We start from the raw sequence: 9,828 nt of genomic DNA, 5'->3' as shown, positions 1-9,828 counted from the left end.
GCGGAGATGTGTATAAGAGACAGGTTCCCCGTCCGGGCCCGCGGCTTCGTCAGATGCCTGTTCAGACAGCCCTGTTGCGGCGCTGCGCCAGCTCGTCCGCCGGGTCGTGTCCGGCCACCGTCTCCCCGGTGTCGGTCCGCTCCGCGTGCAGCCGCCCGAGGGTGCGTTCCAGCTCCTGCCAGACCGCGCCGACGGCGATCCCGAAGACCCCCTGGCCGCTCTTCAGCAGGTCCACGACCTGCTGCGGGGTGGTGCACTCGTACACCGTCGCGCCGTCGCACATCAACGTCAGTCCGGTCAGGTCACAGACCTCGACGGACTGCAGGTGGGCGACCGCGACCCGGATGTTCTGCAACGAGACGCCCGCGTCGAGCAGCCGCTTGACGATCTTCAACAGCAGGATGTCGCGGAAGCTGTAGAGCCGTTGGCCGGTCGCCGGGAAGGTCGACCGGACGCTCGGGGCCAGCAGGCCCGTGCGGGCCCAGTAGTCCAGCTGGCGGTAGGTGATCCCGGCCGCGGCGCAGGCCGTCGGACCGCGGTAACCGATCAGTTCGGACGTGGGCCCGAGTCGCTCCAGGGCCGGCTGGCCGGGCTGGACCGCCGGGAACCGGCCCACCCGGGGCAGTTCCGGCCGGGGCAGCTCGGTCACGTTGCGGGCGGTGCGCGGCATGTGCACGGTGCACAGGCCTCCCACGGCCAATTCCTCGCCGGTGCCGGTCATGCCTACCTCCGTCCACTCGTGCTGCGGGCAACCCAGACCACGGGCATCGGACACCCGGGCAGCCCCTCCTGACGGTAGGCAGTCCCCTATGGCCCGTCAACGATCGCCACGCCGTGGCGGGCAGACCACATCACTCAGGAGAGTGGTTTTTCGTGCCCCTAGTGTGGGTAGGTGGACGCGGTTTGGCAAAACGGCCGGACACACACGGCCCGCCGGCCCACTGACCGGCCGCACGCCCTACTGCGGGCCGCTGCCGCCGAAGTCCTCGGGCGACACCTGGTCGAGGAACTCGCGGAACTTCTCGACCTCGTCCTCCTGCTCGTCCGGGATCGCGATGCCCGCCTCGGCGAGCACCTCCTCGCTCCCGTAGATCGGCGTCCCGGTCCGCAGCGCCAGCGCTATCGCGTCGGACGGGCGGGCGCTGACCTCGACGCCGCCGGTGAAGACGAGCTCGGCGTAGAAGACGCCCTCGCGCAGGTCGGTGATCCGGACCTCGGTGAGCTGCTGGCCCAGAGCCTCCAGCACGTCCTTGAAGAGGTCGTGCGTCAGCGGGCGCACCGGCGTCATGCCCTGCTGGGCGAAGGCGATCGCGGTCGCCTCGCCGGGGCCGATCCAGATGGGCAGGTACCGATCGCCCCCGACCTCGCGGAGCAGCACGATCGGCTGGTTGGAAGGCATCTCCACCCGGACACCCACGACGTCGAGCTCATTCACACGAGCAACCCTATGGCTCCCGACCCGGATATGAAAGCGCAGCGCCGACGGCGCTGGTCAGCGCGGTGGCGCAGGTCAGGTCCAGGCCCGCAGACCGGCCTGGACCATGGCCGCGTGCAGCCGGACGGAGAGGGTCGCCAGCTCGCGCGCGGTGGCCTCGGCGTGCGCCCTGGTCTGGGGGTTCCGATGCCGCCGCAACGGCGCCACCACCTGCTCGACCAGGGCGATCTCCCGGTCGGCGGCGGCCTTCATGGCCCGCAGGTGGCGCGGCTCCAGACCGAACCGGCCCAGTTCGGCGACCAGGCGGGCCACCTGGAGCGCCTCGCCGTCGTACCCGCCGTCCGGCCCGGGCGCGATCAGCCCGTAGGACTCCCACTCGGCCAGTTCGCGCTCGCCCGCCTCGGCGGCGGCCAGCAGCTCGGCCCGGCCCAGGCGGACCCCGGCGGAGGCTTCGGCCGCGGCGGTCAGCTCGCGGTCCGCCTCCTCCACCGGCCCCGGGCGGCTGTCGGAGGGGCCGGGCAGCGCCGGCGGGGTCTCGCCGCGCTCGATCGCGTCGAGGTGGTCGCGGATCACCCGCAGCGGCAGGTAGTGGTCGCGCTGCATCCGCAGCACGTGGGCCAGCCGCTCGACGTCGGCCGGGCTGAACTTCCGGTACCCCGAGGGCGTGCGCTGGGGCTCGACCAGGCCCTCCGCCTCCAGGAACCTGATCTTGGAGATGGTGACCTCGGGGAAGTCGTCACGTAGGAAGGCCAGCACCGCACCGATGCTCAGCAGCTCGTCGCCGCCGCGGCGCCGGCCGCCCCCGCCGGGCCGGTCCGACCGGACCGGCTGCCTGGGGGCCGCGACCACCCCGCGCGAGCCCTTGTCCGGCGTGTGGCCGAACGGCGCGGGGGTGGCCGCCCCGAGAGGAGAAGAAGGGGTATTCGTGCTCACTCGGGCTCCTGCCGACGTTGGTTTCAGTACCCCCGGTTGTGGCTGGCGAAGAAGACCAGCCGGTACTTCCCGATCTGCACCTCGTCGCCGTTGTTCAGCGACACCTCGTCGATCCGCTCCCGGTTGACGTAGGTGCCGTTGAGGCTGCCGACGTCGGCGACGGTGAAGCCGCCACCGGGCGTCCGGCGGAACTCCACGTGCTTGCGGGAGACGGTGACGTCGTCCAGGAAGATGTCGCCCTGCGGGTGGCGGCCGGCCGTGGTCTTGTCCGAGTCCAGCAGGAACCGGCTTCCGGAGTTCGGGCCTCGCTGGACGATCAGCAGGGCCGAACCCGGGGGCAGCGCGTCGATGGCCGCCAACACCTCGGCCGAGAGGGCCGGCGTGCCGGTCCCGGTCGTGGTGTTCGGGTCGTACGACTCCAGGCCGGAGATCGAGATCGTCGACGTGGTCTCCGCCGACCCCTCGGGCAGCAGACCACCGCGCAGCGCCGAACCGCAGTTGGAACAGAAGCGGGCCGCGGCCGGGTTCTGGTTGCCGCACCTGGGGCACGGAGTGGGGCCAGCCATGTTCACAGCCTCCTGGCGCGGCACACCCGACGGGTTGTGCCCGGCGTACGGGTCCGGTGCAAACCCTCCACCAGAGGTTGAGGGTCCTGACGGGAAACCTATGCGCGGGGCACCGGAGGGGTCAACCGACGCGCCGTAGCCCGCCTGATTCCCGGCGTACTGGGCGCCGTCCCGGAACAGCGGGCGCTCGGCGTACTCCGCGCCCTCGGGGGCGGGACGCATGCCCGGCACGGCGGGTTCGTCGTCCCGGCGGTGGCGCGCGGTCGGCGCCTCGACGGCGGCCGCGTCGCGGCCCTTGTTACGACCGAACAACTTAGAGAAGAAACTCACGGGCGAATCCCCTTGCGTGTGACAGACCCGCCCGCGGGGCAGGGTGAGGACCTCGGACAGGTTGCGGGCCCGGTCGTGGATCGGGCCGGCTGGAGCGGAACTCCGACTGCGGTGCTCACTTCGGAGCCGGTTTGGCGTACTGCGGGGTCTTCGGGTCGACGAGTGCGTCGACGACCACCTTCTGCTGTTGGGAGATGGTCGCGCGTGCCTGGTTGTTCTCCAAGGTACGGACCACACCCCCCGGAATGTTCAACGCGGGTGTGAGGTCCTGCGGATTCCCCACGACGGTGAACCGGTAGGGCGCCGAGACCTTCTTGCCGTCGATCTGCACGCCGCCGCCGGACACGTCCGTGAAGTAGGTGTTGACCACCACACGCACATCGTTGATCTGAATCGCCTCCGCCCCCGCCGCTCGGAGTTCCTGCAGGGTGTCCAGCAGCATATCTGCCTTCACCTGCCCTTGGGGATCATCGACCGTCAGTACGATCCCCGGACCAGTGGCTCGGACGGTCCCGGCCAGAACGCCGAGCTCCGTCACCTTCTTCCTGGTCTGTTCCTGGGCTTCCTTGGCCTGGTTGGAGCTGTTCTCCAACTTCGCCAGGGACTGCTCGAGCTCCGCTTTCTCCTGCTGGAGACGCTGCTGACGGCCGTCCAGTTCGTCGAGGATGCGAACAAGGTCTTCCTGGCGCGCGCCACGCAGCTGACTGTGGTGGTCGTTGGTGGACCGCACCTGGATCGCCAGCGCCAGTCCGAGCGAGAACAGCAGCACCGCCACCACCAGTTGGCCGCGCGACAACCTCGGCGGCCAGACCGCGGCCTTCAGCCGTCGCCGCCCCGCGGCGCGGTCGTCCCGGGCCGGCCCGGAGTCGGGTTCGGGGGCGGGCGCGGCGGCAGACGGGAGGGCCGGCGCAGGTTCCGGTACCGGTACCGGTGACGGCGGGGACGGCGCCACGGACTCGGCGTCCGGCCCCGCCGGCTGTAGCTGCGGCTGGGTTTGGGTTTGGGACTGCGGGATCGACTTCGCTGCGGGCTCGGGCCGTGGCTCCGGCCGCCGTACCGGTTCCGCTGCCGCCACCGGCGGCAGCGCACGCGCGGGCGCAGGCGTCACCTCGGGGGCGCTCGCCGGAGCAGGCTCCGTGACCCCCTCCGCAGGCTCCGCTTCGGGCTCCGCCGGGGCCCCGGGCGCGGGCTCGCCCCCAGCCCCGTCGGCGGCAACGCCCTCCGGCCTCCCGTCGGGCAGAGACTCTTCGGCCGGCTCCCCCCGCGCCTCCCGCTCCTCCGCCACCGCGTCCGCGGGCTGCCCGGGCCGTTCCTCGGGCTCCGGCGCGATCGCCGGCCCGTCGGGCCGCCTCACCGGCCGGTCGCCGGACCCCTGCCCGGGCTTCTCCTGCCGCTTCCCGTCCACCGGCTCGACCGGTACTGGCTCGCGTTCCTCGCCACCGTCCTCGCGCACAACTTCTCCCGCAGACCCGTCCGCTTTCTTCTCCGCCGCCCGCTCGCGGCCCGGCTCAGGCGCGGAAGACATGGCGCCTGATCGCAGCGGCGTTGGAGAAGATGCGGATTCCGAGGACGACGACGACGCCCGTGGAGAGCTGCGAGCCCACGCCCAGCTGGTCCCCGAGGAAGACGATCAGTGCCGCCACCACCACGTTCGACAGGAACGACACGATGAAGACCTTGTCGTTGAAGATCCCGTCCAGCATCGCGCGGACGCCGCCGAACACCGCGTCCAGCGCCGCCACCACCGCGATCGGCAGGTACGGCACGACGGCGTCCGGTACCTCGGGCTGGACGAAGAGTCCGACGACGACCCCGATCACGAGACCCAGTACGGCAATCACGGTCTAGCTGCTCCTGTCGCTGCGGAGGGCGACCCGGTGGTCGCGGTGGGCGGACGGCCGGTCGTGGTCTTGGCCGAGGGGCTCGGCGAGCGCTTCCCCGAGGCCTGCCCGGTCGGCTTCGCGGACGGCGAGGTGGTGCCGGACGGACTCGCGGTGCCGCCCGTCGACGGTGAGGCCGATCCGGAGGGCCCCGCGGACGGCGACGCCTCCCCGGAGGCGGGCGGACTCGCGGTGGGCGAGGGCTCGGGGAGCGCAGGTTGGGCGGTCCGCAGGGTGACCCCCACAGCCGCGGGCAGGGTCAGGCTCTTCTGCGCGGAGATGGTCGACTTGATGCCGTACTTCTCCTGCAACAGCCGCAGGTACTGGCCCGCCATCGCGCTCTCGAAGGCGCCCACCAGCTTGGGCCCGTTCCCCAGCGCCTGCACGGTGTACGGCGGGACCAGCGGCCGGTTGTCCACCAGTACGGCCTCACCGGCCGCGCGGATCGCGGAGAGCGCGGTGAGCCGCTGCCCGTTGATCGCGACGGCCTCCGCGCCGGAGGACCAGAGCCCGTTCACCACCAGTTGCAGGTCACGGTCCCGCAGCCGTCCGCTGTTCGAGAAGCCCTGCCCGCTGCGCGGGTCGACGTTGCCGCCGGCGCCCGTACCGGTCGCGTCCTCCAGCACCAGCTTGACGCCGGGCCCGGTCACCTCGGCCAGGCCGACCGCACCGGCCAGGACGGCCGGGTCGACCTCCCCCGGAGCGAGTGCCTGCTGCTGGGTGCTGTCGACCCTGCGCCGCAGTTCCTGGACCTGCTTCTGGAGCTGGTCCGCCGACCCGTTGGAGTCGTTGATCCGGTGGATCAGGGCGTCGCGCTCCTTGGCGAGCGTCGGCTCGGCCTCGTGCGCGTTCACGGCCCCGACCGTGAGGACCGCGCCCACCAGGGCCAGCCCGGCCCCCAGCGTGAGAAGCCCCCGCGCCGTACCGGGTATCCGGTGCGGACCGTCGCCGCCCCGTGCCGCAGCCGCCTCGGCGTACCCCTCGTCGAGGCTGTGGTCCATCACATTGGTCAGCAGGGACATCGAGGCATCCGGACGGTTGTACCGTCCACTGCTGGCACTCGGCGTCGGCGTCGCTGACATGCGGACCATCGTCCCACGACCGACGAGGGCCCCGTACACAACCCCTGACCTGCATACACATCAAAACGGACCGACCGCCACCAACCACCCGAAACGGACAGCGGGGCGGTGCGGCACCAGCCGCCCGCCCCGCCGCCGACCCGTCACCGGGCTCCGGCCGTCACCTCCCGGCGCCGTCGACCACCGCCGCCCATTCGTCCAGCAGCGCCTCGGTCGCCTCGTCGTCCGGGCCCTCGGCCCACAGGTGGGTGACCGCCTCGGCCGGGTCCGGCAGCACCAGCGTCCACCGCCCGTCCGCCTCGACGACCCGGACACCGTCCGTGGTGTCCAGCTGCCGGCTGCCGGCCGCCTCCACCACCGAACGCATGACCATGCCCTTCGCCGCCCACGGCGTCGCGATGTCCCGGCGGCGGATGTGCGCCTGCGGGATCCGCGCGTCGATCTGGCTCAGCGTGAGCTGGGTCCGGGCGACCAGCCCGACCAGCCGGACGAACGCCGCGGCGCCGTCCAGCACACCGCTGAACTCCGGCACGACGAAGCCGCCGCGCCCGTCCCCGCCGAACACCGTGCCCTCGGCGGCTGCCGCCTTCGCCAGGTCGTCCGGCGTGGTCGTGGTCCAGGTGACCTGCGTGCCGTGGTACGCCGCGACCTGCTCGGCGATCCGCGTCGTGGTCACCGGCAGCGCCACCTGCCCGCTCCGCCGCTCGGCCGCGACCAGGTCCAGCAGGACCAGCAGCGCCCGGTCGTCGTCGATGACCCGGCCCAGCTCGTCCACGAAGGCCACTCGCTCGCCCACCGGGTCGAAGCGGACCCCGAAGGCGGCCCGGGACGACGCCACCAGCTCGCCCAGCCGGGCGAGCCCGGCGCGCCGCTCCTCGGCGTCCTCGGTGGGCCGGGACTCGTCCAGCCCGCTGGAGACACTGAGCGCCTCGACCCCGAGCCGACCGAGGATGCTCGGCAGGACGAGCCCGGCGCTGCCGTGCGCGGTGTCCACGACGACCTTCAGACCGGCCTCGCGCACCCCGGTGGTGTCGACGGCCCGCAGCAGGTTGCCCGCGTAGGAGTCGAAGACGCTGGACGGGAAGGTGAGGTCCCCGATCTCGCCGGGGAAGGCCCGGCGGTACTCCTGGCGCGCGTAGACCCGGTCGAGCTTGCGCTGCCCGGCCTGCGAGAGGTCGGCCCCGCGCTCGTCGAAGAAGAGGATGTCCAGCGAGTCCGGCACCCCGGGCGTGGTCCGCAGGAAGATCCCGCCGGCACTGCCCCGGGCCGTGTGCTGCCGGGCCACCGGCATCGGCACGTTCTCCAGGTCGCGGACGTCGATCGCGCTGGTCTGCAGCCCGGAGATCATCGCCCGCTTCAGGGCGCGCGCACCTCGCGAGTGGTCACGCGCGATGGTGACGGTCGCGCCCTTCTTCAGCGTCGTCGCGTACGCGCCGGCGAGCCGTACGGCCAGCTCGGGGGTGATCTCGACGTTCAGGATCCCGGAGACACCCCGCAGCCCGAACAGGTGCTCCTGCCCGCGGGACTCCCAGATCACCGAGGTGTTGACGACCGCGCCGGCCTCGATGGTCTTGAACGGGTAGACCCGGACGTTGGCCGCGATGATCGACTCCTCGCCGATCAGGCACTCGTCCCCGATCACCGCGCCGTCCTCGATCCGCGCGGCCCGCATGACATCGGTGTTCTTGCCGACCACACAGCCCCGCAGATTGCTCTGCGGCCCCACGTAGACGTTGTCGTGGATGACCGACCGGTGCAGGAACGCCCCGCGCTTCACGACCACGTTGCTGCCGAGCACGGTGTGTTCGCGGATCTCCACGCCGGCCTCGACCTTGGCGTAGTCCCCGATGTAGAGCGGCCCGCGGAGAACCGCCTCCGGGTCGACCTCGGCGCCCTCGGCGACCCAGACCCCGGGCGAGATCTCGAACCCGTCGATCTCGACGTCGACCTTGCCCTCCAGGACGTCCGCCTGGGCCTTGCCATAGCTCTCGTGGGTGCCCACGTCCTCCCAGTAGCCCTCGGCGACGTACCCGTAGACCCGCTTGCCCTCCTTCAGCAGCTGCGGGAACACGTCACTCGACCAGTCGACGGACTCACCCGCCGCGACGTAGTCGAAGACCTCGGGTTCCATGACGTAGATACCGGTGTTCACCGTGTCCGAGAAGACCTGCCCCCAGGTCGGCTTCTCCAGGAAGCGCTCCACGCGCCCCTCGTCATCGGTGATCGTGATACCGAACTCCAGTGGATTCGGCACCCTGGTGAGACAGACGGTGACCAGTGCGTTCTTACTACGGTGAAACGCGATCAATTCGGAGAGGTCGAAGTCGGTCAGTGCGTCACCGGAGATCACCAGAAAGGAGTCGTCCTTCAGGGCGTCCTCGGCGTTCTTGACACTCCCCGCAGTGCCCAGTGGCGTCTCCTCGTTGGCATAGGTGAGATTCATGCCCAACTCTTCACCGTCACCGAAGTAGTTCTTGACCAGTGAGGCCAGGAACTGGACGGTCACGACGGTGTCGGAGAGGCCGTGCCGCTTCAGCAGCCGCAGCACGTGCTCCATGATCGGCCTGTTGACCACGGGAAGCAGCGGCTTCGGCATGCTGGAGGTCATCGGGCGGAGTCGGGTGCCTTCGCCCCCCGCCATTACAACGGCTTTCATTACGGGTGCGTCCTCCTTCGCGGTGTGGACCCTGCAGGTCCATCAAACCGTTCCAGAGGGGGTCTACCCGGAAGATATCGTCCGACGCACCGTGTCGCCGTGGGACTTCTCTCAGATCCCGTCCCGGGATCGCGTCTCAGACAGTGGACGCGGAGGAGGCCGAGCTGCCCCGGATGATCTGGCGCGCCTGGACGGCGTAGAGAATGCCGGCCCACCAGTACAGGGCGGTCCCCCACCAGATGAAGGCCCAGCTCACGATCTCGGCCGGCCGGGCGATCCAGCTGTCCCCGGCGCCGAGCAGCAGAAGCGGAAACGCGTACATCAGATTGAAGGTCGCGGCCTTCCCCAGGAAACTCACCTGCAACGGCCCGTAGCCGTGCCGGTTGAGAAGGGGAAGGAGCGCGGCGATAAACAGCTCACGCGCAATCAGGATCGCCGTCAGCCACCACGGCAGGATCTCACGCCAGGTCAGGCCGAGGAGCGTGGAGAGCACATAGAGCCGGTCCGCCAGCGGATCCAGCAGCTGCCCCACGCGGCTGATCTGCCCCCACCGGCGGGCGAGTTTCCCGTCCAGGTAATCACTGATACCGCTGAGCATCAGAATCAGCAATGCCCAGCCGTCGTTGTTCGGCCCGTCGAACACCGGCCAGAGGATCAGCCAGAGAAAGAGCGGAACACCGACCAGCCGGCCCATGCTCAGCAGGTTGGGGATGGTGAGGACGCGATCGGTCTGGACCCGCGTCTCCTGGACCTCCACCCGGGGGCCTCCTGTCATGTGTGGCAACTTCGCACGTTGACCTTACAACAGAAAAGCCCCCGCCCGGTTCCCCGGCGGGGGCTTCTCCATAAGAATTGTTCGGCGGCGTCCTACTCTCCCACAGGGTCCCCCCTGCAGTACCATCGGCGCTGTGAGGCTTAGCTTCCGGGTTCGGAATGTAACCGGGCG

General features: G+C 70.8%; 8 protein-coding genes, 1 rRNA gene and 1 pseudogene. All 10 read right to left on the bottom strand.

Features of this window, described 5'->3' with window-relative positions; genetic code table 11:
* Positions 1-61: 61 nt before the first annotated feature.
* A complete protein-coding gene (locus ACFWOG_RS36175) occupies positions 62-721 on the bottom strand; it encodes a MerR family transcriptional regulator (RefSeq protein ID WP_329877941.1) in 660 nt (219 codons plus the stop codon).
* Positions 722-958: 237 nt separating this feature from the next.
* Complete coding sequence (locus ACFWOG_RS36170; RefSeq protein ID WP_063350203.1) at positions 959-1,435, bottom strand: bifunctional nuclease family protein; 477 nt, start codon at positions 1,433-1,435, stop codon at positions 959-961.
* Between the two features lie 75 nt (positions 1,436-1,510).
* On the bottom strand, positions 1,511-2,209 hold the full coding sequence (locus ACFWOG_RS36165) for a MerR family transcriptional regulator (RefSeq protein WP_329877974.1): 699 nt from the start codon (positions 2,207-2,209) through the stop codon (positions 1,511-1,513).
* A 182-nt stretch (positions 2,210-2,391) separates the two neighbouring features.
* The gene (locus ACFWOG_RS36160; RefSeq protein ID WP_329877945.1) at positions 2,392-3,264 is read right to left on the bottom strand and encodes an FHA domain-containing protein; all 873 of its coding nucleotides are present in this window, start codon (positions 3,262-3,264) and stop codon (positions 2,392-2,394) included.
* Positions 3,265-3,379: 115 nt separating this feature from the next.
* Complete coding sequence (locus tag ACFWOG_RS36155; protein WP_380363608.1) at positions 3,380-4,279, bottom strand: DUF881 domain-containing protein; 900 nt, start codon at positions 4,277-4,279, stop codon at positions 3,380-3,382.
* 493 nt (positions 4,280-4,772) lie between these two features.
* Positions 4,773-5,105 carry a small basic family protein gene (locus ACFWOG_RS36150; protein WP_030062488.1) on the bottom strand — a complete coding sequence of 111 codons (333 nt, stop codon included), beginning with the start codon at positions 5,103-5,105 and terminating at the stop codon, positions 4,773-4,775.
* Between the two features lie 254 nt (positions 5,106-5,359).
* A pseudogene (locus ACFWOG_RS36145) lies at positions 5,360-6,235 on the bottom strand (DUF881 domain-containing protein); the annotation flags it as partial.
* A gap of 151 nt (positions 6,236-6,386) precedes the next feature.
* Entirely contained in the window at positions 6,387-8,882 is a 2,496-nt protein-coding gene (locus ACFWOG_RS36140) for a mannose-1-phosphate guanyltransferase (protein ID WP_329877964.1), read from the bottom strand.
* A 136-nt stretch (positions 8,883-9,018) separates the two neighbouring features.
* Positions 9,019-9,639 carry a CDP-alcohol phosphatidyltransferase family protein gene (locus ACFWOG_RS36135; RefSeq protein ID WP_329877966.1) on the bottom strand — a complete coding sequence of 207 codons (621 nt, stop codon included), beginning with the start codon at positions 9,637-9,639 and terminating at the stop codon, positions 9,019-9,021.
* A 97-nt stretch (positions 9,640-9,736) separates the two neighbouring features.
* Positions 9,737-9,828, bottom strand: a 5S ribosomal RNA gene (gene rrf / locus ACFWOG_RS36130); the annotation flags it as partial.

The sequence above is a fragment of the Kitasatospora sp. NPDC058406 genome, from assembly GCF_042722765.1.
GTDB lineage: Bacteria > Actinomycetota > Actinomycetes > Streptomycetales > Streptomycetaceae > Kitasatospora.
Note: the sequence above shows the minus strand (reverse complement) of the source record. Positions and strands in the feature narration are given on the sequence as shown.

Excerpts from the sequence above, each read along its gene's own strand:
- ACFWOG_RS36175 (WP_329877941.1), bottom strand. The coding sequence starts at position 721 with ATGACCGGCACCGGCGAGGAATTGGCCGTGGGAGGCCTGTGCACCGTG.
- ACFWOG_RS36140 (WP_329877964.1), bottom strand. The coding sequence starts at position 8,882 with ATGAAAGCCGTTGTAATGGCGGGGGGCGAAGGCACCCGACTCCGCCCG.